The following is a 21,391-nucleotide window of genomic DNA, read 5'->3' on the forward strand; positions in this document are numbered from 1 at the left end:
CTCGGGTGCGGGCCCGTGGTGTGTGTGGGCCCGCAACAGGCAATAATAGGCTTATGAGATTAGGCGTCCTTGATATTGGTTCCAACACGGTTCATCTGTTGCTGGTCGATGCCCGCCCCGGAGCGAAGCCGGAAGCCTATGCCTCGCATAAGCGGGCCTTGAGTCTGGTGGCGTACCTCGACGGCGACGGTAACATCACCGACGAGGGTCAAGTTGAGCTGATCGAATTCATTTTGGAGGCATGGGAATTCGCCGCCAAGCACAAAGCCAAGGACCTGCTGGCTTTTTGTACCTCGGCCATCCGCGAATCCACCAACGGCGCCGCAGTGCTCCAGCGCGTTCAGCACGAAACAACTATCCGACTCACCGAGCTTACGGGCGACGAGGAATCCGCCATGACTTTCTTCGCTGTCCGGCGTTGGCACGGCTGGGATGCTGGCACCATCTTGAACCTTGACATTGGCGGTGGCTCCTTTGAAATTGCTCAGGGCACAAATGAACTTCCTGACGTGGCTCATTCCGTGCCACTAGGGGCTGGCAGGCTCACGCGGGACTGGTTGACCGAAGATCCGCCTACGGCCAAGAGTGTCAAGGAACTGCGCAAGCACATCAAAGCAACACTCAAGGCGCCGGTGGCCACCACACAGGCACTCGGAGCGCCCAACATTGTCACTGGCTCCTCCAAAACCTTCCGGGCGCTGGCCCGTATTACCGGGGCAGCGCCGTCGGCCATGGGGCCCTACGTCAAGCGAGAACTGCACCTCACGGATTTGGGTCTGTGGAGCCAGCGGCTCTCGGCAATGTCCTCCGCGGATCGTCTGCATCTGCCAGGGGTGTCCATGGCGCGCGCCAAGCAGGTGCTGGCCGGCGCCCTGGTCGCGCAAAGTGCCTTGGAGATGTTCAAAGTCCAGTCCATGCAGATTAGCCCCTGGGCGCTGCGTGAGGGACTGATTTTGCGAAGGCTGGACCAACTGGTCTTTGACGGCCCCCTGGATCCGCCCGCGCACGTGGGAAAACTTACCAACTCGGCAGCAAGCTAGGTGAATATGGATAACTCAGAAACCAGTTCCGGCCAGAACCAAGAACCTGGATCGAAAAATGATCCGCTTCCGAAGCCCTCTGATGGACCCAAACGCCACATTCCAGTGGCCTTGTCCACGGCCTCCGTCTACCCGCTATCCGTGCACGATGGTTTTGCGGTGGCTGCAGACCTGGGCTACGACGGCGTCGAGGTTTTAGTGACGCACAACGGTGACAGTCAGGATTCCCGGGCCCTGAACCAGCTGGCCGAACGCTACAACCAGCCGATTTTAGCGATCCATGCCCCTACACTGCTGCTCACCCAGCAGGTCTGGGGCAGCGCCTGGAACAAAGTCCAGCGTTCGGCGCAAATGGCCGTGGACGTAGGCGCTGACGTGGTGGTGGTGCATCCACCATTCCGCTGGCAAAACGACTATGCGGAAACTTTTGCCCAAGGCGTGCGTGACATTGCCGATGCCTTCGAAATCCGCATTGCCGTGGAGAACATGTACCCGTGGAGGTTGCGCGGGCGTGAAGCCTTGGCCTACCTGCCACACTGGGACCCGGTGCCACAGGATTACAAAGATGTCACCTGGGACTTTTCCCATGCGGCCACAGCTGACGCGTCCAGTTTGGACGCCGTGAAGGCGCTGGGGTCCCGGCTACGGCACATCCACCTCACCGATGGCACCTCACCATCCACTAAGGATCAGCATTTGATCCCTGGGCACGGAACTCAAGAATGCGTAGAAGTGCTCCAACACGTGGCTAATAGTGGCTTTGACGGGGCCGTGGTAGCTGAGATTTCAACGCGCAAGGCCAAGGGGGCCGGACAGCGCGAGGAATGGCTCGCCGAGACCCTTGAGTTTGCTCGAGTGCATTTGGGGCAGACGGTCAGCTAAGGGCTTTTCTTTTCTAAGTGCTTGTCTTCACGTCGCGGAGTGATTAAATGCGAAACCGCCGGAGGTAGCTGCCAGCGGATGGGGGATCACTGGCGAGTTCTCCGACGGTTTGACTGGTCTTCAGGACAAGACCAGTCCGATCATCACTCGCACCCTTATGAGGTACTTAAAATACTAAGACCTTTATGTGGGAAGAGCCGGGGTGTTAGCTGTGCGTTTGCTGTTAGATTGTGCGGCGGCTTCCACAGCTGGAAAGAAAAGGCCCGAAAACGAGAAACGCCGGAAGCAATACCAGGCGTTGGGGGGAATGCCTGGCGTGCTTCCGGCGTCTGGCTAGGCGTTGTCACCAACTCCTAAGCCTTCATCACTCGCACCTCCATGAGGTAGTTATGACTCTAGGGGGACACTCTGGACATAGGCCCCGGTCCTGCTGGGAAATAGCTGACAACCCTGTCCCGTGCGGTACTGCACGTGTTCTTCTGCTGGCATCGTGTTCTCTTCGCAGCTTGCATGCGCAGGCTCGGGGAAGAAAGATAGGGGCATGAGCAAAAAAACTGTATTTCTAGGTTGCGGGTCAATGGGTGAGGCTATTTTGACTGGCTTATTGGCTGCTGGGACCCCGCCGCAAAGTGTGTACGTTACCGTGCGCAGGGCCGAACGGGCACAAGAACTGGCCCAACGGCACGGTGTTACGGCACTGGCCCAGAACGAGGACAGCAACTCCAATACGGATGCGGTAATGGGCGCTGACGTTGTCATCCTCGGGGTCAAGCCTGTGGGCATTGCGGGGCTGTGCCGAGAAATTGCCGACCATCTAGAACCGACGGCCGTGGTGATCAGCGTTGCGGCGGCAGTTTCACTGGCGCAGCTAGAAGGCGCTCTCAAACCGGGTCAGGCGGTGGTGCGCTCAATGCCGAACACGCCGTTGAAAGTCGGCCGTGGTGTGGTGGCTCTCTCTGGAGGCAGTCATGTTGACGAGTCGGCGCTTTCTGCAGCACACCAGGTTTTTGATGGTTCCGGAGTGGTACTGGACGTGCCCGAAGAACAGCAGAATGCCGTCTCGGCAATCAGTGGATCCGGTCCTGCTTATGTGTTTTATTTGGCAGAAGCCATGGCTGCCGCGGCCCGAGACTTTGGCCTCTCGCCGGAAGTTGCTGGCGTGCTGGCCCGGGAAACCGTTGCTGGTGCGGGACTTATGCTTGCCGAACCGGGTGCAGATCCTGCAAACTTGCGTCGGGCCGTGACGAGTCCCCATGGCACGACCGAGCAGGCAATTGCCAGCTTCGAACATCAAGGATTGCCAAACATGGTGCTGGTAGCGGCCAAAGCTGCCGCGTCGAGGGCCGCCGAGATGACGGGCGAGCTCGCCTCAGCCTAACGGGCAACCCTAACTTGCAAGCCAAACCTGCAACCGGAGGCGCCAGGGCTCAGACTGCTTCCAAGCTCAGCAATAGCGCCTTTGCCTCCGGGCCACCCAAATATGCTCCCTGCGACCCGTCTGAGCGGATGACGCGATGGCACGGGACCACTACCGGTAGGGGGTTACGAGCGCAAGCTGTCCCCACGGCACGCACTGCCCGTGGGCTACTCGTTAAGGCTGCGACGGCGGAGTAACTGGCTGTGGAGCCGTATTCAATCTCGTGCAAGTGGGTGAGGACCTCATACCGAAAGCCGCTGGCCAGCCGGAAGTCCAATGGCAGGTCAAAAGTGTGTCGTGTATGGGCGAAATACTCCTCGAATTCCCGGGCCGCGGCATCCAGCCGTGCGGGCGCGTGCAGGATCCGTGGACTGATGGACTCGGCAAGTTCGGCTAGTACGGTGTCGTGCCCTTCCACGGAGAAGGCCACCCGCACCAGCCCCACCTCCGTGGCGACCAGCAGCAGCGGTCCAACAGGGGAATCGATCGATCTATACGCCACGTCCACCAATCCATGAGCTTGCGCCGCGCCGCGCAGCACGCCGCTTAGGCGCACGAGTGTTGCGGCCTCATCCGCGGCGACGGCTTCTAAGCCGGCGTTCAGGGGCTGCAGCGCGTGCATGCTTCGTTCAGCTCTTGTCATCATCATCGAACCCCTTCCAGGGTGCTAAAAGGGTGCGCAGCGATTTCATGCCATCTGCACCAGCTCTGCGCGCGGCGGCCTCGGTGCCGCCCAGCAGTTCTGCCACGTCGGCATACGGCAACCCTGCCAAGTGGTGGTAAGCCACAGCGTGCCGGCGCTTGTTCGGCAGCAGAGCCAGCGCGGCCCATACCGCCTGGGCCATTTCCGCGCTTTCGACAGCGCCTATCACCGCGTCGGTGCCCGAGGCGGTGTGGTTCGGGAGAAGATCCGCAACGCCGCCCACTGGAACGGGGAGCGTTGCGATGCGGCGGTGATGGTCCATGGCCTTATTCCGGGTGATCGTAATGAGCCATGCCTGGACGTTTTTGACGTCGGTGCGTGGGTATGCGCGAAGGGCCGCCAGAAACGTTTCCTGCCAGACGTCGTCGGCGTCTTGGACTCCTACCAGAGCGCGGGCGACCCGCAGCACTGATGCGCCATGACGGGAAATAAGTACCTCAAAGGGAAGCTTGGCAGCTGTCACAGTCGAACCTAAAACAAAGCTTCGGTGTGGGTGCGAGTTGGGTTTTCGCGTTCGAGCAGAAATTGTTTGCGAGCAAGCGCGCCGGCATAACCCACCAGGGAACCGTCGGCGCCAACCACACGATGACACGGGACAATGATGCTGATCGGGTTGCGCGCATTGGCCGAACCTACCGCCTGGGCCATGGAACGGTCCCCTAGCATTTCTGCCAGGTCCGCATACGTGCGCAGTTCCCCATAGGGAATGCTCGTCAACGCTTTCCAAACGCGGTGCGCGAAGGCGCTACCAACTGGTGCCAGGGGGAGAGAGAAAACTTGGCGGGAACCGGCAAAGTATTCGCCTAGCTGTTCTGCTGCTGCGGTGAGCACGGCGGAAGAAGAAACATCGAGGCACTCGCCCAGAGCGTCCGAGGCTGGCCGTCGCTTGTGCTCAGCCATGTACACGGCGGCCAGCCCGGCGTCGTTCTCCACTGCTGTCAGTAAGCCAATGGGTGAGTCAAAGATGGTGTGCGCTCTCATGAATTTTCTCTCCATGCCCTGTAGACGCGTACCGCCGCGTTTGTGTGAGGAACCCGGCCGTGAAATCAGGGACGCGAGGCGAAGCGTTCGAGTAGATCGACGTAGCCGGAGACAATGAGCATGTCCCTGCTGGAGACGCGGGTGCCCGGTTGGGCGTAGGTGAAGTCTTCGCCCGGCGATTTCACGCCCACCACTGTGACACCGTATTTGGAGCGCACCTTGGACTCCTCAAGGGTGAATCCCTGGGTCTCTTTCGGTGGATACATCTTTACGATGGCAAAGTCGTCGTCGAATTCGATGAAGTCCAGCATGCGACCACCCACCAGGTGAGCTGCGCGCACACCGGCGTCTGCTTCCGGGTAAATGACGTGGTTGGCACCAATGCGGGTCAGGATTTTCCCGTGTGACTGTGTGATGGCCTTGACCCACAAATGGGCGATTCCCAAATCAACCAGATTCACCGTAATTAGCACACTGGACTCAATGGATGTGCCCACCCCGACGACGGCGGAGCTAAAGTCCTGGGCTCCCAGTTGGCGCAGAGCGTCAATATTGGTGGCGTCTGCCTCCACCACGTGGGTCAGCACACCAGCCCACTTTTGCACCAGTGCAGGGTCACGTTCAATGGCTAACACCTCGCGTCCCTGCTTGACTAGTTGGTGCGCAGTGGCGGCACCAAAACGGCCCAGGCCAATCACCAAGACAGGCGCGTTGTGTGGTGGACGGTCGTTGGAACTCAATTTGTCAGCCAATGATGGGCCTCTCTTCCGGGTAGTGGTACAGCTGGCGGCGTTGGCGCAGGGCCAACGCCGAGGCAAGCGTGATGGAGCCCACGCGGCCCATGAACATCATGGCGCTCAGAACATAAACACCTGAGGGTGGTAATTCAGAGCTCAGCCCAGTACTCAGGCCCACTGTTGCGAAAGCAGAAATAGTATCGAAAAGGACTCTATCCAACGGCTGGCCACTGATGGCCAGCAGCAGTCCACAGGCAACGGCAACTAACGTAGCGCCCATCATGATCACGGAGATGGCCACCCGCATGGTGCCTTGGGGGATGGTACGTCCGTGAATTTTAACGTCGTTGTCTCCGCGTGCCTCAGCCACGATCGCCAAAAACATCACAGCTAAGGTGGTGACCTTGATACCGCCGGCCGTGGATGCCGAACCGCCACCCACAAACATCAGCGCGTCCGTGAGCAGCATCGTGGATGAATGCATGGCGTTCATATCCACCAGGTTGAAGCCCAAAGATCGGGTCATGACGGAGGCAAAAAGCGAGTGGGTGATCTTATCCCCCACGCTCATTGTGCCGATCGTGGCGGAGTTGGTCCACTCCATGGCACCCCACGCGACGGCGCCGGCGACAAGGAGCATGAGAGAAACTTCGACGGTGAGTTTGGCGTGCAGCGTCCACTTTTTGAACTTAAATCCAGTGACTAGGATCACCATCAGTACGGGGAACCCCAGACTGCCGATGAATCCGCCAATCATGAGCGGAACCAAAATCCATAGGTCCGCCTCGTAGGGGACGACGCCGTCGGAATGGGGTGTGAAGCCGGCGTTGTTGAAAGCGGAGATGGAATAGAACGTGGCATGCCAGATGGCCTCCGGCAGGGATTCGCCGAGGACTAAAAATCGGGGAGCCAAAGCCAGCGCAAGGATTATCTCAATTGCTACAGAGGTACTGATGACTATCCGCAGTAGGGTACCGACTTCCCCCAGCCGGCCGGCATTCAGGGCTTCCTGGGCGATCAGCTTGCCCCGCACGCCAAGGCGCTTGCTGACCATCAAAGACATCAGGGACGCCAAGGTTAGGATGCCTAACCCGCCAACAAAGATGCCGATCAGAATGATCAGCTGACCGAAAAATGACCAGTGCAGGGCGGTGGAGACGGTAGTTAGTCCAGTGACACACACGGCAGAGGTGGCGGTGAACAGCGCATCGTGGAAGGCCGTGGCGTGGCCGTCCCGAGCCGACATAGGCAAGGTCAGCGCCAGCGTGAAGGACAGGATTACGAGGGCGAAGACGATCAGGGCTAAGCGTGCCGGGGAGCTGTTAGCGACCTTGTCCACAAAGTCACGAGCCGTGAACGCCAGGGCTAAGGGCCAGCGATGCTCCGTGCCCGGGAGGGTATTTTTACTGGCCAACGTTCGTGCTGCCCTCCTGCCCGTGATGAATGAGTCAAAATTTTGTTCCGGACTGCCGATAACGCAAAGTGGCCCCGAGTTCGATAGCCTGTGATGGATGTCATCATTTGCCAGCTCAGGGCCAGCGGCCGTCCCGACAAGCATAGTCGCCGATGCCGCCATGTCTGCGTACAATTTCGGTCCCAACCATCCGATGTCACCCAAACGCCTTGACCTGACGGCGCGCTTGGCAAAGGAGCTGGGAATTTTTGACCTTCCAAATGTTGCCGTACTCGATTCATACGTAGCCTCCGACGACGAACTCGCCACGGTCCACAGCCGTGAGTACATTGCAGCTGTCCGCCGGGTTGGTGCCGACCCCAGCTTGAGTGAGCCAGAGCGCGGTCTGGGTACAGAGGATGATCCAGCCTTTGCACGAATGCACGAGGCCAGCGCCCGTTTGGGGGGTGCGTCTTTGCTGTTGTCCGACGCTCTCATCGCGGGTACAGCCATCCGTGGGGTGAACTTTGGTGGCGGCATGCACCATGCTTCCCGGGAGAAAGCTGGCGGCTTTTGCATTTACAACGACGCCGCCATGGCTGTGCAGCGTCTGCTGGATTCGGGCGTTGGAAAAGTTGCCTATATCGACATTGATGCCCACCACGGTGACGGCACACAGAATATTTTTTTCAATGAACCCCGTGTTATGACCATTTCCCTGCATGAGTCAGGGCTCACGCTGTTCCCGGGAACCGGATTCGCCAATGAAATTGGCGGGCCGAAGGCGGAAGGGACGGCCGTGAATGTCTCTCTCCCGGCTGGGACCGGGGATGCTGGCTGGCTGCGAGCGTTCCACTCAGTGGTTCCTGCTCTTGTCGAGGCGTTCGCCCCCGATGTCATCCTCAGCCAGCACGGCTGTGATTCGCACCGTGAAGATCCGCTGGCACACCTCAATACCAGCGTGGATGCGCAGCGCGAGGCGGCGCTGTCCATATCCGCACTAGCGGACAAAGTGTGTGGGGGACGATGGATTGCTGTGGGTGGGGGAGGTTACAACATAGTCAGTGTGGTGCCAAGGGTCTGGTCACACCTGATGGCGATTGTGGCCGGTAAGCCTATCCAGTTGCGCACTGCTGTGCCGCAGCCTTGGCGAGAATACGTGCAGGAGAATTTCGGGCAGGTGGCACCTCTCCTCATGGGTGAGGACGCAGATACTTGGTGGAGGTCGTGGGAAGTGGGATATAACCCCTCTGATGCTCTGGACCGAACGGTCATGGCCACGCGAAAGGCAGTGTTTCCGCTCTATGGACTGGATCCTTGGTTTGACTGACAACGCATGACCAAGATGCCGATTTAGGCATATGTCGTTAGGGTAGTGGAATGGTTGTAGAAGAATTGTTCTCTGTCATCGCCGAGCGCACCCGCAGGGACATTCTCGAGGCGTTGGCAAGCGAACACAAAGCCGTGGGTCAGCTTGTTGACGAGCTTGGTGTTTCCCAGCCCACAGTGTCCAAGCACTTGCGAGTATTACGCGAGGCGGGCGTGGTGACCATGCAGGCTCAGGGACAAAAGCGTTTCTATAGCATCAACACCACACCCTTAGTCCTCGTCTCCGAATGGCTTGAAGGCCTAGGTGCCGGTGTGGGCGCCAGCACCCGGGGTGGTGCTGATGTCACAAACAGTGTCAGCCGTCCTGAAAACACCAAGGCGACAGGAGCAGCTACCTCCCTGAAGGCTCCCGCCTCGACGGCGCTGGACCCCGTGGCTGCCACGCAGGCAGTGGTCGTGCGCCAGAGCGGTGACGCGCAGAGTGCCGCAGAGGCAACTGCCCATGACGGATCGGTGCAGGCACAGTTCACCCGGAGCGTGGGCAGGGCAGCAAACAGGGCCGCCGATATCCTCTCCAACCTGCCAACATTTCGGCGTCGCAAGGACTAATAATCGGGGCTAAACCACGTTTGCCCCTTTGATAAATGCATGATCTTGCATGTCATCTTGAAAGATGGGAAAAATTCGCTTAAGTCCACGGGTGACCGGAAAATTGTAACTGAGCATACTTATGCGTCAGTGCGCACGCCAAAACTTCCAGAAGGAGACCCATGGATAACAGGTTAGAAGCCATCCGCGAGCAAGTTTTGGCGCGTAATCCTGGGGAGAAAGAATTTCATCAGGCCGTACATGAGGTCTTTGAGAGCCTTGGGCCGGTCTTGGATAAACATCCAGAATTCGTTGATGCTGCCGTGCTGCAGCGTTTGTGCGAGCCGGAACGCCAGATTATCTTCCGTGTTCCGTGGGTGGACGATTCCGGACATGTGCAGATTAACCGTGGCTTCCGCGTCGAGTTCAACTCCGCACTGGGCCCGTATAAGGGCGGGTTGCGCTTCCACCCATCCGTTTACCTGGGCATCGTGAAGTTCCTAGGATTTGAACAGATCTTCAAAAACGCACTCACCGGTATGCCGATCGGTGGCGGTAAGGGCGGATCAGACTTTGACCCTCGCGGTAAATCGGACGGCGAGGTTATGCGCTTCTGCCAGTCCTTCATGACTGAGCTGTACCGCCACATCGGCGAGTACACGGACGTTCCAGCTGGCGACATCGGCGTAGGTGGGCGTGAAATCGGCTATCTCTTCGGCCAGTACAAGCGCATTACAAACCGCTATGAGTCAGGGGTCTTGACGGGGAAAGGTATTGGTTGGGGTGGTTCGCTAGTCCGTCCCGAAGCCACGGGCTTTGGCACCGTTCTGTTCACCCAAGAAATGCTCAAGACCCGAGGTACCAGCTTTGACGGACAGCGTGTGGTGGTTTCAGGTTCCGGCAACGTTGCCACGTTCGCTATTGCCAAGGCTCAAGGGCTAGGTGCCAAGGTTGTGGCGTGCTCGGATTCTTCCGGCTACATCGTTGACGAGAACGGTATTGACGTACCTTTGCTACGACAGATCAAGGAAAAGGAGCGCGGGCGCCTGAAGGAGTACGCGGTGCGTCGCGGTGCCTCGGTCAGCTACGTCGACGGCGGTTCTGTTTGGGACGTCGACGCCGCGGTGGCGCTACCGTGCGCCACGCAGAACGAGCTCAATACCGAGGCGGCAACCCGTCTGGTCAAAAACGGATTGATCGCCGTCGCTGAGGGTGCCAATATGCCATGCACGATCGGTGCCGTCGCGGTATTGCAGGAAGCAGGAATCCTGTTTGCTCCGGGTAAGGCTGCCAACGCCGGGGGCGTTGCCACCTCGGCTCTTGAGATGCAGCAGAATGCCAGCCGCGATGCCTGGTCCTTCGAGCACACTGAAGCACGCCTCACCCAGATCATGGTGGGCATCCATGACCGCTGTGCCGAAACGGCCGAGACCTACGGCTCCCCGGGCAACTACGTCATTGGAGCTAATATTGCAGGCTTCGTCAAAGTGGCGGATGCCATGTTGGCGCAGGGTCTCATCTAGCGCGAGACTTTAGGCTACACAAGACCCTGGCGGCGGTTGGCGGGAGGCCATGATTTTTCGTGGGGCCTCCCCCGCCGCCGCTGGCTTTTTTCGATAGGATTTCGCGAATTAAAGGTGAGTAAGAGTAAGCGACCTTTAGGCTCAAGGCCCTTTTTGCGTCATAGCACGTCATAAAGGCATGATTTTCGGTCTTTTTCTCTCGATTGCTGGTGAATGCGGTGCCGTGGATGGACTAGTCAATTCTGTCTGTGCGAAAACTGAAATTGTGCGGTCAGGGAGCCTAAATTCCGGGCTCCCACCTAATAGCGGGGACATCTTCTGGATGGAGGCTGCTGCTACGTCGTGTTTTCCCAGAGAAAACTTCTGGGCCATTTTCGAGTGCTTTAAGTGCATTGGCACAGGCATATTCGGCCAAGTTTGGGACTATGGACAACGCGAGGGGTGAAGTAGCGGATTTAGTCTGAACCGTCACCGTGAGCCATATCACGATGAGTCCCGGTGAGGACGCCGTGGGACGGCACTCCAAAAGGAAGTATCGCCAATGCACTCAGATCAACAGCTTTCAAAAACTCTCAAACCGCGGCACCTGTCCATGATTGCCATTGCGGGGGTCATCGGTGCGGGCCTATTCGTGGGGTCGGGTGCCGCAATCCAAAAAGCGGGCCCCGGAATCCTCGTGGCGTATGCGGCGGCCGGAATCGTGGTCATCCTTGTAATGCGGATGCTGGGCGAAATGGCAGCCGCCAATCCGGAGACCGGGTCATTCTCTACTTATGCAGACAAAGCGCTGGGAAGATGGGCTGGCTTTAGCATCGGTTGGCTGTATGCCTGGTTCTGGATCATCGTCTTGGGAGTAGAGGCCACTGCTGGCGCCACTATTATGCACCGGTGGGTGCCCGGTGTTGATCAGTGGTTGTGGGCGTTGATCCTCATGGTCTTGCTGACGCTGACCAACGTTGCCTCCGTTAAGTCCTATGGCGAATTTGAGTTCTGGTTTGCCTCCGTCAAAGTGGCCGCGATTATCTTGTTCCTGCTGCTGGGCGTGGTTGCCATCCTAGGTCTCCTGCCAGGTGTGCCAGCTCCTGGCCTGAGCAACCTCACAGGTAACGGCGGGTTCTTCCCCAACGGGCCGGGCGCCGTCATGGCTGGAATTCTGGTCGTGGTCTTCTCATTCTTTGGTGCGGAGATCGCTACCATTGCTGCCGGTGAGTCTGTGGACCCTGTCGATGCCGTGAAGAAGGCTGTGAAGTCCACCGTGTGGCGTATTTTGATCTTCTACATCGGCTCGATTGCAATAGTAGTAACCCTGCTGCCTTGGAATGATGCGTCCGTGGCAAAAAGCCCATACGTGGCGGTTATTGAACTGTTCGGCATCCCGGGTGCGGGCACGATTATGGACATTGTGGTCTTGACCTCAGTGCTGTCCTGCTTGAACTCCGGCTTGTACACGGCAAGTCGCATGCTCTTTTCTCTCTCCACCCGGGGCGACGCTCCCAAATCCTGGCGCAAGATTTCAAAGCGCGGTGTACCCGCCACGGCCGTGCTGGCCTCTACGGTGGTTGGTTTCGTGACAGTAGGACTAAATTACTTGGCGCCGGGTGCAGTGTTTTTGTTCTTGGTCAACACCTCCGGGGCCATTGCTCTATTCGTGTGGCTGGTGATTGCTATTTCTCAGTTGATTCTCCGGCGTCGAATGGGGGCGGAGGCCAAGGACCTTGCCCTGAAGATGTGGCTCTTCCCCTACCTGACCTGGTTGTCAATCGTCACCATAGTGGTATTGCTGGTGGGCATGGTGATTGTTGCCGAAACCCGGGAAGCACTATTGCTCTCACTCGGGTTGGCTGCGGCCGTAGTGGGCATCGGTATATACCGCTACCGCAAAGGCAATATTTCCAATGGAGTTGTGGTGGAGCCAGCCGAGCATGAGGAACTGGTCACCGACACGGCGCCCTAGTCTGGGCTGGAACAGCTACGGACAGCACTAACCATGAGTGTGCTGCGCTTGCATTACTTCGCCGATTCCGCCACCGCAGTTACCGGGAGTTAGGCTGAGATGAGCGTCGGAGGCAAACGGCCCGGCCAACTAAATAGGAGCGTGAATCGTGGTCAGTGCAAAGGCGCCTGAGCATGTGGTTGTAGTCGGTGCAGGGATCATTGGATTGTCCACCGCTTGGTATTTGCAAGAGCATGGAATCGAAGTGACAGTGGTGGACCGCGGAGGGGTTGCCTCTGGGTCTTCCTGGGGGAACGCCGGGTGGCTGACACCGGCTTTGACGCTGCCACTGAGTGAGCCTTCCGTGCTGACATATGGGCTTAAAGCCATGTTGGATCCTGCCTCTCCGCTGTATATTCCATTCTCTGCCGATCCGTCTCTGCTCAAATTTTTGGCTGGTTTTGCCCGTAACTGCACCCCGGGGAAATGGCGTGCAGCCATGAGCGTATTTGCGGAGGTGGGGCATACCGGTCTGGACGCCTTTGACGAAATTGCTGCATCAGCCGGTCCGGACGCGGAGCCGACCCACCCGGCAGAGCCATTCTTGACCGGCTTCGCCAGCGTTGCTGATCGCGATGCTTTAGTCAAGGAATTCAACGTGATCCGCGAGACCGGTGGAAGCGTGGACTACACCTTGATGGATGGCTCCGAGCTCCGTGAGTTGGAGCCAACATTAGGGTCCGGCATGGTAGCAGGCATCAAAATCCGTGGCCAGCGCTACATTAACCCACCCTCCTTCATGGACTCTCTGGCGCAGACAGTCACCGCCCGCGGAGCGAAGATTCTCGGAGCCTTCAACGTCGTGGATATCCGGGACTCCGGAACAGGCGTAGATGTGATCGGTTCTGAGGGCAGGTCACTTGCTGCCGACGCCGTGGTGCTCGCCACGGGCGCCTGGTTAGGGAGTCTGGCGCGCAAGTTCGGCGTCAAACGAGTGGTCCAAGCTGGTCGGGGTTACAGCTTTACCGTGGTGCCGCAGTCAATGCCCAGCCATCCCATCTATTTCCCCGCTCAGCGTGTGGCATGCACCCCGTTGGGGGATAGGTTCCGCGTGGCTGGAATGATGGAATTCCGTGATGCCGACGCACCCCTGGACCCGCGCCGCATCAAGGCAATTGTGGAAGCCGCTGCACCCATGTTCACCGGTATCAACTGGGAAGAACGTTCCGAGGAATGGGTGGGGGCACGTCCCTGCACCACAGACGGGTTCCCCTTGATTGGCGCGTCACGGTCGCCACGTGTCCACGTGGCTGGCGGACATGGCATGTGGGGCATAGCTCTGGGCCCACTGACCGGAAAAATGATCGCGGCCCAAATGACCGGGAACACCCCGCCGGCGATTATGCGTCACTTCAACCCGCTGCGTTAAACACATTCCGTTGCGCAATTTTTCGTCTTCCCACCACACGTTTCGCGGACAGAACGATCATGTGGTGGGAAGGCTTGGGGGAAACACTCCAGTCTTAGAGCGTCATATTTGGCGCGCTCGTGTGCGCAGGTTTATGGTGAGGGCATGACAAACCGTTGGTATGCGTATTTTTCGTTGGCTCTGGAGGGGCCCGCGTCGAACTGACACGCATCCAACATTCCTTCAGAGCCAACAGGACAGAGAATCTTTTCTCTGTCCTTCGCCATTTCCGGGCGGGTTTCTGAACAGAGGCTCGCTGCGAGCACATCAAAGGACCACACCCCGTGACCACCACAGCAGCGCAACCCTCGAGCACCGCCTCTCACGCCACCGGCACCTCAAATCTGCGCGTCAGCTTGTTCACGGCGTTGCCGTCTCCGGATGAAGTACGCTCCGAGCTGCCGCTTGACGCACACACTCGCTCCGTCGTCGAACGAGGCCGGGACCAGGTACGCGCCATTATGGATGGTTTAGATGACAGGCTCTTAGTGATTGTGGGTCCGTGCTCTATTCATGATCCCGTGGCGGCCCTGGACTACGCAGCGCGCTTGGCTGGTTTAGCCAAGGAGTACGAAGATGACCTGTTGATCGTGATGCGCACTTACTTCGAAAAACCACGCACCACCGTGGGCTGGAAGGGGCTGATTAACGATCCCTTGTTAGACGGTAGTCATGACGTCGCTAGCGGATTACGCATGGCGCGCTCGTTCTTGTTGGACGTAGCCCGGCTAGGTCTGCCTGCCGGGACTGAGTTCCTTGAGCCAATTAGTCCGCAGTACACGGCAGAGCTGATTTCATGGGGGGCCATTGGTGCACGTACCACCGAGAGCCAGATTCACCGCCAGCTGACCTCTGGACTGTCCATGCCCGTGGGCTTCAAAAACGGAACCGACGGTGATCTCCAGATCGCCCTGGATGCCTGTAACGCCGCGAGCGAAGGACAGTCATTCTTAGGAATTGACGGGGGAGGACGCGCCTCGATGGTCAGCACGGCAGGGAATCAGGACACCCATGTAATACTCCGCGGCGGACGTATGGGCCCCAACTACTCGTGCGCTGACGTCGAGGCGGCGTCCGTGAAGGCTGACGCGGCTGGCATCAACCCCAGGCTGATGGTGGACGCCAGCCATGCAAACTCCGGTAAGAGCCACCATCGGCAAACGGAGGTAGCGCTGGCTCTTGGGGCCCAGTTGGAAGCGGGTGGGGTCTGCTCCCGGATTATTGTCGGGATCATGTTAGAAAGCTTCCTGGTGGGAGGAGCGCAGAAGCTGGACGTTGCTCAGATGGCTGACGGGTCGGCAACGCTCACGTACGGACAAAGCGTCACCGACGCCTGTATGGAATGGGATGTCACCGCCGATGTTTTGGGGCACCTGGCGCGTAGTTCGCGAAGCCGCAGAGGGCAAATTTTGGGTAACAGCTTTCACTTTGGCACCACCAGCCCTTAGAGTTAGCGCTACAGACTTGCCGGGTAATGTACCCGCAGCGATGACAAGAACGGAAACCAAGTGGCCAAGGAGTTGGGGCAAGACTTTTCCGCTGTGAACTTCTTGACTGTTCAGGAAGTCGCTTCGCTCATGCGCGTGTCGAACATGACCGTCTACCGAATGGTTCATGCCGGTGAATTGCCAGCCGTGCGCTTTGGTAGGAGCTACCGGGTCCCCCAGAACGCCGTCGAAAGTTATTTGAAGTCTGCAGTGGTCGATGGCACAGGGACCCATGGAGCCTCCGGTTCGGCGCATACCGGCTAGAGGCGGTACCCTAGGAAAGATCCATTTTCGGCTTTGACCGATTCCTGCGATCGGTCGACCTAATCATTTACGGCCCCAATCGGGGTCAACTTAGTAGTTTGTGAGGAATCCATGGGTTCAGTTATCAAGAAGCGCCGCAAGCGGATGGCTAAGAAGAAGCATCGCAAGTTGCTTCGAAAGACCCGTCACCAGCGTCGTAATAAGAAGTAGAACTTCTTATTTTATGCGTCCGCCCACCGAATCGGTGTGCGGACGCATTGCTTTAAGTTGCTTTAAGAGCAGATGCTTTAGTTGGTGAGTTTGAGGTCTACTTGCGCCGCACGGATGCAATGCCCTTCCACAATCCATACACGATCCCCACGCCCGTAGCGGCCTGCAGCCCCAGTGTGGCGGCACGGCGGCCGGAACGGTAGTCGTAGATGGGCCAGTTGTTTTCCCTCGCGTGCCGTCGCAGCTTGGCATCCGGGTTGATAGCCACCGGGTTGCCGACGGCCGTCAGCAGCGGGATATCGTTGAAAGAGTCGCTGTACGCCCAGCAACGCTCCAGATCCAGTCCATGCTCCTTGGCTAGTTCCCGCACGGCCCGTCCCTTGGCCGCACCGTGCAAGATTTCCCCCACCAACTTGCCTGTGTACAGGCCGTCCTCGATCTCCGCCACTGTTCCCAATGCGCCCGTAAGATGCAACCGTTCGGCAATCACGGCAGCGACTTCTACCGGAGTTGCTGTCACCAGCCACACTGCCCGGCCGTTCTTGAGATGTTCTTGGGCTAAGGCTTTGGTGCCAGGCCAGATCTTGGAGACGATCATCTCGTCATATACTTCTTCGCCTAGCTGGCGGACAAATTCAGCGCTGATACCTGCTGCAAGCTTCTGAGCGGAATCCTGGACGGAGTGAACATCTTCCATGTTCTCCCCACGCAAGATGAATTTGGCTTGTTTCCAGGCGAATCCTGTAGCGTCTCGAAGCGTGAAAGCCTTTTTCTGGTACATTTTCCGGGCCACGTGAAAGAGACTTGCGCCTTTCATCATGGTGTTGTCGACGTCAAAAAATGCGGCCTCGCCCTGGTGTTGCACAGTAACCGAGGCGGCCTCGGAACTGGTGGTAGTCACATCGGGCATGGGACGAGTCTAGTCATTCTTGCGCGGTGCCGCCTCTTGCGCCGCAGTTTAGATGGTAAACAACAGCCGAACTCTTTTTCGCCGGTGATGTATGTAGCAGAGTGGCCCGGTACCGTTGAACGCATGAATCGTACTCCGACACTTGTTTTGGTCACGAAGGCTTCCTGCCACCTGTGCGAGGACGCCCGGGACGTGGTCTCTGCCGTCGCAGCGGAACTAGGGCTGAGCTGGCATGAGATTTCGCTTGATGGTGATGCGGAGTTGACTGCCCGCTATGGCGAGGAGATTCCGGTGGTGCTGGTGGATGGGGTACAGCGGGACTTTTGGCACATTGATCCGGTCAGGCTGCGCAGCATTCTTTCGAGTGCCACGGCCGCAGAATCTCAGAGCGCAAGCAATGAAACGGTTTTGGGTGTTGCCCAGCCACGTCCTACAGTGGGGTAGGGCCAGACTGCGGGCAGCCGGTCAAGTGAACTTGCCGCCCCAGCACGGATCACCTTAGGACTTGGAGCAGTTTTGACGTCAGCGCAGATCCCGGAAGAGCCAGTTGGCGTTCCCGTGCGCCAATTGCCGCCCGCCACGGTATCCCGCCTGACCTTGTACCTGCGCACACTCAACGGACTGCTGGCGGAGGGCATTGATCGTGTTTCTTCTGAATCCTTGGCAGAATCGGCGGGCGTTGGCTCAGCGAACGTCCGGAAGGATCTCTCATATCTGGGCTCTTATGGGACGCGAGGAGTCGGCTACGAGGTGGGGCACCTCAGCCGAAAAATTGCTCAAGCCCTTGGCCTGACGCACGAATGGCGTGTGGCCATTGTGGGCGCCGGAAACTTGGGTCGCGCTCTGGCCCGTTATGCAGGCTTTGAATCCAGAGGCTTTGACGTGGTGGCGCTGCTGGACGCGGACCAAATGCTAGTGGGCACAGAGATTGGCTGGCTGCGGGTCAGCGATGCCGACGATCTGGAGACAGTGCTAGCGAAGACTCGTGCCAACATGGTGGTATTGGCGCTTCCGGGTGGAGTGGCTCAGTCAGTGTGCGACCGTGTGGTGGATGCTGGGATCAGCAGTATCCTCAGCTTCGCCCCGGTCCCACTTTCGGTGCCAGAAGATGTTAACCTCCGCAAGGTCGACATGGCCACTGAACTACAAATTCTGGCGTACCACGCACAGCGCCTGCAATTTCCCCCTCTGGACCAGACCGGCGCTTAGATCCGGGGGATGGATCCTCGTGGTTTACGCGGCATGTCCCCTAGTATCCGCGCGGACCCTTGGCCGGTCCGGCAAAGTATTCCTTGGCGGGTGAGCGGAACAAGATTGCCACGGCAATGACTCCCAGGCCGATTTGAATGATGGCAAGATAATTGGGCTGCACCAGTCCCAGCAGGGATACCGCTGCCAGTACCAAAGCAGTAATTCTGGCCCAGTTGGCACCCTTGCGAATTTTGGCGGCAAGCCAAAAGTAGATCACTGCACCCAGCAAACTCACGATCGCAGCGATGACCAGCACGGACGTGACAAAGGCCGGCTCAGAGAGCAATTGGGCGTATGCGGGATCGCTGGGCATGGCTGACTTGAGCGCGTCTACCACCGTCGTACGGGCGGTGGGCAAGAACAGTACAGCCATCAGAAGCAGCGCGGATACCAGCTGGAGTGCCCCGGCCGCCATGATCAGACGACTTGCCCACACCACAGGCCGGGGTGCGGCGAAGTGCACGCCGGGCGGGAGGGGGCCAGGACCGCGATGTGACAAACCGGTGTTAGGCCCGTTGCTGCCGGCGAATCCCGGGTAGGCGGAAGCAGCTGGACGAGCCAGCGAAGAACCGGCGTCAGGGGAGCCTAGCGAAGCTGGCGGCACCCAGCCTTCGGGCGCATACTGGCCGTACCGCGGAACGCCCGGGGCAATTTCGCCATAGCTGCCGCGGCGGGTGCTGCCAGCACTCGCTGCGTCCGCGGTCGGTGCATCGGCGATCAGCTTCCCAGAGGCGGCGCTTCCCGCTGTCGGGCTCCCTGACTGGGGCTCTTCTGGGAGGGATTCGTGCGTGGCAGGACGGGAGGGAGTCCGCTCTTGAGGAGTTTCTTCAGGAGTAGTCATAGATGGTCCCTTTCGTCAAGGATGCAAGTTTCGCCCTCATGAAACACGTGAGGTCGCGCCGGGTCTGTTATGAACCCTACGCGACCTCTCATGAGCACACTACTTGCTTGGCGTCTAGGATACGGCGCCCTTGCGCGAGTTAAGCCAAGCTGATGATTCTGGCAGCCACATCAACACAGCTGCTACCACTCCGAGGACACCTGAACCGGCGCCGAAAAACGTCAGGACAATGCTCAAGAGCGCGATGCCGCTAAGAACGAAACGGGCCCACTGCATTCCCTCTTTGAGTTTCATGAGGCAAATGAGGAGCAATGCGATTAAAGCCAGAGAAATGATGGAGGTCACCACACCTCGCGGACTAATGAACACTACCGAGAAGAGAAATCTAAATACAGTACCGACTAGCCATATCCCAGCCGAGACCAACCAGATGATGTAGGAGACTTTCAACAACTGAGGCAGACCGTCCACTTTGAATAAGCCAGAGAACCCGGAAGCTGGCATGACTGTGCGCATGTCCTTGGGCCAGTCCGTGGGCATCTGGAAGGAAGTGTCGCCAGCTGGCCGTTGCTGCTGGTAGGCGGGCTGCTGGTAGCCGGGGTTCGGGTTTTGCTGGCCGGGCTGTTGGTAGCCGGGCTGCTGGTAGCCGGGGTTCGGGTTTTGCTGGCCGGGCTGCTGGTAGCCGGGGGGCGGGGCTTGGTAGCCGGGCTGCTGGTAGCCGGGGGGCGGGGCTTGGTAGCCGGGCTGCTGGTAGCCGGGGTTCGGGTTTTGCTGGCCGGGCTGTTGGTAGCCAGGGGGTGGGGCTTGGTAGCCGGGCTGCTGGGGTTCAGGCTGGTCGGGACCGGGGCGCTCATTTGGAGTACTCATACTTGAAACCCTAGCCGTTGGATGAACCCATTCATAGGCTGCCCATGGGTAAAACCGAAGTGCCGGGCAGCTCAGGGGCTGCCCGGCACTTCGCATGCATCCGTTGTTCTTCTAGCCGGCCTTCACGAAGGCAACGTCAAGGGTGATGGTGACCTTGTCTGAAACGAGTACGCCGCCAGCTTCCAGAGCGGCATTCCAGGTCAGGCCGAATTCCTTGCGGCTGATGGCGGTCTTCGCTTCGAACCCTGCGCGGGTGGCACCGAATGGATCTACTGCGACGCCATTGAACTCACCATTGAGGGTGACGGTCTTGGTGATGCCGCGAATGGTCAGCTCGCCGGTCAATTCAAAGTCTTCGTTGCTGCCAGAGATTGAAGTTGAAGTGAAGACAAGAGTTGGGAACTGCTCGACGTCGAAGAAATCGGCGCCGCGGACGTGGCCGTCGCGGTTGGCGTCTCCGGAATCGAAGCTGTCAGCGGCGATTGTTGCGGTGACAGTGGTCTCCGCCAGGCTCGCTCCGACGGTCAGGGCACCCTCGACTTTGGTGAACTTGCCGCGGACTTTCGAGATGCCGGCGTGCCGAACTGCGAAGCCTACTTCGCTATGGCTGGTGTCTAAGGTCCAGGCTCCCTGTGTCAGACCGGTTGCTTCAAGGGTGGGTGTACTCATTGTTGATTCCTTTGGGTTGTGGTTAAACGGTGTCCAGAACTTGCCAGGGCAGGTCTTTCATCAGCTATAAGCATGCGTTTGCATCTAATATTCCCGACTTGTGAAGAGTATTAGAAATTTATGCTTCCTACAGCCGCCGCTACGACGTCCAATGCTGGGAACTTCCTGATTAACCTCTTACTGCCTAACTTTGAGAAACTTGGACGCATGTCTCAAGTCAGTGTTCATCTTTTGCGCCATGGTGAGGTTTTCAACCCTGATGGCGTCCTGTACGGCCGGCTTCCCGAGTTTCACCTCTCAGAGCTCGGGCACTCCATGGCAGCGATGGTCGCTGAGCACTTTTTGGCTCGTGCCGCCGACGGCGCTGCTCCGGTCTACTTGGTTGCCTCACCACTGACGCGCGCTCAGGAAACTGCCATGCCCACAGCGAAGGCTTTGGGACTGGACATTGTCACTGATCCACGCATCATTGAAGCTGAGAACCATTTTGAAGGCTTGGCGATGAGCAAGGCTGAGCTCCTCAAGCCCAAACACTGGCGCTACTTCATCAACCCGCTGCGCCCCTCATGGGGTGAGCCCTACCAAGCCCAGGCCGAACGCATGATGGCAGCGGCGCGGGATGCCCGGCGTCGTGCGTTCGAATTAGGCGGGGATGGCGCTCAAGCCATCTTGGTTAGCCACCAATTGCCCATCTGGTCCACAAGGCGCAGTGCCGAAGGCAAGCGGCTGTGGCACGATCCCCGCAATCGTGAGTGCTCGTTGGCCTCGCTCACAACGTTGACGTTCCAAGGCGATGACGTGGTGGATGTCTCCTACAGTGAACCAGCTGCCGTACTTTTGCCCGGCGCTGCGACAACGCCCGGAGCCTGAATCTGATGCGGGTAGGCAAAAACCACCT

General features: G+C 58.6%; 23 protein-coding genes. 14 read left to right on the forward strand and 9 right to left on the reverse strand.

The window, feature by feature from the left end:
- Positions 1 to 53 precede the first annotated feature (53 nt).
- The 3 genes from LOH53_RS06925 to proC all read left to right on the forward strand — a co-directional run bounded on the left by LOH53_RS06925 (position 54) and on the right by proC (position 3,300).
- A complete protein-coding gene (locus LOH53_RS06925) occupies positions 54 to 1,040 on the forward strand; it encodes a Ppx/GppA phosphatase family protein (RefSeq protein WP_230067004.1) in 987 nt (328 codons plus the stop codon).
- Between the two features lie 6 nt (positions 1,041 to 1,046).
- A complete protein-coding gene (locus LOH53_RS06930) occupies positions 1,047 to 1,922 on the forward strand; it encodes a sugar phosphate isomerase/epimerase family protein (RefSeq protein WP_230067005.1) in 876 nt (291 codons plus the stop codon).
- A gap of 541 nt (positions 1,923 to 2,463) precedes the next feature.
- Positions 2,464 to 3,300, forward strand: a complete 837-nt coding sequence (gene proC / locus LOH53_RS06935) for a pyrroline-5-carboxylate reductase (protein ID WP_230067006.1) — start codon at positions 2,464 to 2,466, stop codon at positions 3,298 to 3,300.
- 49 nt (positions 3,301 to 3,349) lie between these two features.
- On the opposite strand, the gene LOH53_RS06940 is transcribed toward proC, so the two are convergent.
- From LOH53_RS06940 to LOH53_RS06960, 5 genes are all read right to left on the reverse strand, one after another.
- Positions 3,350 to 3,982 carry a methylated-DNA--[protein]-cysteine S-methyltransferase gene (locus LOH53_RS06940; protein ID WP_376991775.1) on the reverse strand — a complete coding sequence of 211 codons (633 nt, stop codon included), beginning with the start codon at positions 3,980 to 3,982 and terminating at the stop codon, positions 3,350 to 3,352.
- Entirely contained in the window at positions 3,969 to 4,505 is a 537-nt protein-coding gene (locus tag LOH53_RS06945; protein ID WP_230067008.1) for an RNA polymerase sigma factor, read from the reverse strand. Before LOH53_RS06945 ends, LOH53_RS06940 begins: the two co-directional genes overlap by 14 nt.
- A gap of 8 nt (positions 4,506 to 4,513) precedes the next feature.
- Entirely contained in the window at positions 4,514 to 5,023 is a 510-nt protein-coding gene (locus tag LOH53_RS06950; RefSeq protein WP_230067009.1) for a methylated-DNA--[protein]-cysteine S-methyltransferase, read from the reverse strand.
- Positions 5,024 to 5,088: 65 nt separating this feature from the next.
- Positions 5,089 to 5,763, reverse strand: a complete 675-nt coding sequence (locus LOH53_RS06955; RefSeq protein ID WP_376991759.1) for a potassium channel family protein — start codon at positions 5,761 to 5,763, stop codon at positions 5,089 to 5,091.
- Positions 5,764 to 5,767: 4 nt separating this feature from the next.
- Positions 5,768 to 7,123, reverse strand: coding sequence for a TrkH family potassium uptake protein (locus LOH53_RS06960; RefSeq protein WP_230067102.1), 1,356 nt, complete (start codon positions 7,121 to 7,123; stop codon positions 5,768 to 5,770).
- A 148-nt stretch (positions 7,124 to 7,271) separates the two neighbouring features.
- Here LOH53_RS06960 and LOH53_RS06965 point away from each other — a divergent pair, with 148 nt between their 5' ends.
- The 8 genes from LOH53_RS06965 (at position 7,272) to LOH53_RS07000 (ending at position 15,955) form a co-directional block, all read left to right on the forward strand.
- Entirely contained in the window at positions 7,272 to 8,483 is a 1,212-nt protein-coding gene (locus tag LOH53_RS06965; RefSeq protein WP_376991761.1) for an acetoin utilization protein AcuC, read from the forward strand.
- A 50-nt stretch (positions 8,484 to 8,533) separates the two neighbouring features.
- Positions 8,534 to 9,091, forward strand: a complete 558-nt coding sequence (locus LOH53_RS06970) for an ArsR/SmtB family transcription factor (RefSeq protein WP_230067011.1) — start codon at positions 8,534 to 8,536, stop codon at positions 9,089 to 9,091.
- 161 nt (positions 9,092 to 9,252) lie between these two features.
- Positions 9,253 to 10,593, forward strand: a complete 1,341-nt coding sequence (gene gdhA / locus LOH53_RS06975) for an NADP-specific glutamate dehydrogenase (RefSeq protein WP_230067012.1) — start codon at positions 9,253 to 9,255, stop codon at positions 10,591 to 10,593.
- A 541-nt stretch (positions 10,594 to 11,134) separates the two neighbouring features.
- Positions 11,135 to 12,547: an amino acid permease gene (locus LOH53_RS06980; RefSeq protein WP_230067013.1), complete on the forward strand. Its 1,413-nt coding sequence runs from the start codon at positions 11,135 to 11,137 to the stop codon at positions 12,545 to 12,547.
- Positions 12,548 to 12,695: 148 nt separating this feature from the next.
- Positions 12,696 to 13,955: an NAD(P)/FAD-dependent oxidoreductase gene (locus LOH53_RS06985; RefSeq protein WP_230067014.1), complete on the forward strand. Its 1,260-nt coding sequence runs from the start codon at positions 12,696 to 12,698 to the stop codon at positions 13,953 to 13,955.
- Between the two features lie 323 nt (positions 13,956 to 14,278).
- Positions 14,279 to 15,442 (forward strand): 3-deoxy-7-phosphoheptulonate synthase, encoded by a 1,164-nt coding sequence (locus LOH53_RS06990; RefSeq protein WP_230067015.1) that lies wholly within the window; start codon positions 14,279 to 14,281, stop codon positions 15,440 to 15,442.
- A gap of 60 nt (positions 15,443 to 15,502) precedes the next feature.
- Complete coding sequence (locus LOH53_RS06995; RefSeq protein ID WP_326832750.1) at positions 15,503 to 15,745, forward strand: helix-turn-helix domain-containing protein; 243 nt, start codon at positions 15,503 to 15,505, stop codon at positions 15,743 to 15,745.
- Between the two features lie 111 nt (positions 15,746 to 15,856).
- Complete coding sequence (locus LOH53_RS07000) at positions 15,857 to 15,955, forward strand: 30S ribosomal protein bS22 (RefSeq protein ID WP_003792170.1); 99 nt, start codon at positions 15,857 to 15,859, stop codon at positions 15,953 to 15,955.
- Between the two features lie 97 nt (positions 15,956 to 16,052).
- On the opposite strand, the gene LOH53_RS07005 is transcribed toward LOH53_RS07000, so the two are convergent.
- A complete protein-coding gene (locus LOH53_RS07005) occupies positions 16,053 to 16,865 on the reverse strand; it encodes an HAD family hydrolase (RefSeq protein WP_230067016.1) in 813 nt (270 codons plus the stop codon).
- A 123-nt stretch (positions 16,866 to 16,988) separates the two neighbouring features.
- On the opposite strand from LOH53_RS07005, the gene LOH53_RS07010 reads away from it, so the two are divergent.
- Together LOH53_RS07010 and LOH53_RS07015 are read left to right on the forward strand one after the other, a co-directional pair.
- Positions 16,989 to 17,309, forward strand: a complete 321-nt coding sequence (locus LOH53_RS07010) for a glutaredoxin family protein (protein WP_326832751.1) — start codon at positions 16,989 to 16,991, stop codon at positions 17,307 to 17,309.
- Between the two features lie 72 nt (positions 17,310 to 17,381).
- Entirely contained in the window at positions 17,382 to 18,074 is a 693-nt protein-coding gene (locus LOH53_RS07015; RefSeq protein ID WP_230067017.1) for a redox-sensing transcriptional repressor Rex, read from the forward strand.
- Positions 18,075 to 18,114: 40 nt separating this feature from the next.
- On the opposite strand, the gene LOH53_RS07020 is transcribed toward LOH53_RS07015, so the two are convergent.
- The 3 genes from LOH53_RS07020 to LOH53_RS07030 form a co-directional block, all read right to left on the reverse strand.
- The gene (locus LOH53_RS07020) at positions 18,115 to 18,957 is read right to left on the reverse strand and encodes a hypothetical protein (RefSeq protein ID WP_230067018.1); all 843 of its coding nucleotides are present in this window, start codon (positions 18,955 to 18,957) and stop codon (positions 18,115 to 18,117) included.
- 114 nt (positions 18,958 to 19,071) lie between these two features.
- Positions 19,072 to 19,824 (reverse strand): hypothetical protein, encoded by a 753-nt coding sequence (locus tag LOH53_RS07025; RefSeq protein WP_230067019.1) that lies wholly within the window; start codon positions 19,822 to 19,824, stop codon positions 19,072 to 19,074.
- Between the two features lie 111 nt (positions 19,825 to 19,935).
- A complete protein-coding gene (locus LOH53_RS07030; protein ID WP_230067020.1) occupies positions 19,936 to 20,493 on the reverse strand; it encodes a YceI family protein in 558 nt (185 codons plus the stop codon).
- 207 nt (positions 20,494 to 20,700) lie between these two features.
- Here LOH53_RS07030 and LOH53_RS07035 point away from each other — a divergent pair, with 207 nt between their 5' ends.
- Positions 20,701 to 21,363 carry a histidine phosphatase family protein gene (locus tag LOH53_RS07035; RefSeq protein WP_230067105.1) on the forward strand — a complete coding sequence of 221 codons (663 nt, stop codon included), beginning with the start codon at positions 20,701 to 20,703 and terminating at the stop codon, positions 21,361 to 21,363.
- The last annotated feature ends 28 nt before the right edge of the window (positions 21,364 to 21,391 follow it).

This window comes from Arthrobacter cryoconiti (assembly GCF_020905375.1).
Lineage (GTDB): Bacteria > Actinomycetota > Actinomycetes > Actinomycetales > Micrococcaceae > Specibacter > Specibacter cryoconiti.

What these genes read in the sequence shown, in the direction of transcription:
- LOH53_RS07020 (WP_230067018.1), bottom strand. Translation starts at nt 18,957, where the DNA reads ATGACTACTCCTGAAGAAACTCCTCAAGAGCGGACTCCCTCCCGTCCT.
- LOH53_RS07035 (WP_230067105.1), top strand. Translation starts at nt 20,701, where the DNA reads ATGTCTCAAGTCAGTGTTCATCTTTTGCGCCATGGTGAGGTTTTCAAC.
- proC (WP_230067006.1), top strand. Translation starts at nt 2,464, where the DNA reads ATGAGCAAAAAAACTGTATTTCTAGGTTGCGGGTCAATGGGTGAGGCT.
- LOH53_RS06930 (WP_230067005.1), top strand. Translation starts at nt 1,047, where the DNA reads ATGGATAACTCAGAAACCAGTTCCGGCCAGAACCAAGAACCTGGATCG.
- LOH53_RS07030 (WP_230067020.1), bottom strand. Translation starts at nt 20,493, where the DNA reads ATGAGTACACCCACCCTTGAAGCAACCGGTCTGACACAGGGAGCCTGG.
- LOH53_RS06940 (WP_376991775.1), bottom strand. Translation starts at nt 3,982, where the DNA reads ATGACAAGAGCTGAACGAAGCATGCACGCGCTGCAGCCCCTGAACGCC.
- LOH53_RS07010 (WP_326832751.1), top strand. Translation starts at nt 16,989, where the DNA reads ATGAATCGTACTCCGACACTTGTTTTGGTCACGAAGGCTTCCTGCCAC.
- LOH53_RS06970 (WP_230067011.1), top strand. Translation starts at nt 8,534, where the DNA reads ATGGTTGTAGAAGAATTGTTCTCTGTCATCGCCGAGCGCACCCGCAGG.
- LOH53_RS06925 (WP_230067004.1), top strand. Translation starts at nt 54, where the DNA reads ATGAGATTAGGCGTCCTTGATATTGGTTCCAACACGGTTCATCTGTTG.
- gdhA (WP_230067012.1), top strand. Translation starts at nt 9,253, where the DNA reads ATGGATAACAGGTTAGAAGCCATCCGCGAGCAAGTTTTGGCGCGTAAT.
- LOH53_RS06980 (WP_230067013.1), top strand. Translation starts at nt 11,135, where the DNA reads ATGCACTCAGATCAACAGCTTTCAAAAACTCTCAAACCGCGGCACCTG.
- LOH53_RS07025 (WP_230067019.1), bottom strand. Translation starts at nt 19,824, where the DNA reads ATGAGTACTCCAAATGAGCGCCCCGGTCCCGACCAGCCTGAACCCCAG.
- LOH53_RS07000 (WP_003792170.1), top strand. Translation starts at nt 15,857, where the DNA reads ATGGGTTCAGTTATCAAGAAGCGCCGCAAGCGGATGGCTAAGAAGAAG.
- LOH53_RS07005 (WP_230067016.1), bottom strand. Translation starts at nt 16,865, where the DNA reads ATGCCCGATGTGACTACCACCAGTTCCGAGGCCGCCTCGGTTACTGTG.
- LOH53_RS06950 (WP_230067009.1), bottom strand. Translation starts at nt 5,023, where the DNA reads ATGAGAGCGCACACCATCTTTGACTCACCCATTGGCTTACTGACAGCA.
- LOH53_RS06965 (WP_376991761.1), top strand. Translation starts at nt 7,272, where the DNA reads ATGTCATCATTTGCCAGCTCAGGGCCAGCGGCCGTCCCGACAAGCATA.